1 protein-coding gene is annotated in these 423 nt (G+C 38.1%); it reads left to right on the top strand.

The genetic code is table 11. The features are described from left to right. Window positions 1–67 precede the first annotated feature (67 nt). Window positions 68–334, top strand: coding sequence for a transposase (locus ACRD7B_RS22810; RefSeq protein ID WP_430826981.1), 267 nt, complete (start codon window positions 68–70; stop codon window positions 332–334). Window positions 335–423: the final 89 nt, after the last annotated feature.

Below are 423 nucleotides of genomic sequence, written 5' to 3'. Positions count from 1 at the left end.
TGTAAGCTTCCCCAAAAACTGGACAGTTTAAGAGTAGACAAAAAAGTTTTAATTTTGAACTGTATTTATGAAACGAAAGACATTTACCCCACAGCAAATCTCTACTATTTTAAAGGAGCATGAAAATGGCAAAGACCTTGATGCTATTATTCGTGACCATGGCGTGAGCAAAGCCTCATTTTATAAATGGCGCAAACGCTATGGTGGCATGGAAGCTACTGAACTTAAGAAGCTAAAGGCTTTGGAAGAAGAAAACCGGAAGCTAAAGATGATGTATGCTGATTTAGCATTGGATTTAAAGGTCGCAAAAGAGATCATTGAAAAAAAGCTTTAAAGCCCTGCCAAAAAAGAGACATAGCTAAAGAGATTGCCTCAGAAATGTCAGTTGGCATTCGCAGGGCGTGCGATATTTTAAACATGAGT

It is taken from the genome of Carboxylicivirga fragile (assembly GCF_050589805.1).
Classification (GTDB): domain Bacteria; phylum Bacteroidota; class Bacteroidia; order Bacteroidales; family Marinilabiliaceae; genus Carboxylicivirga; species Carboxylicivirga fragile.
This window is presented reverse-complemented; position numbering and strand designations above follow the sequence as displayed.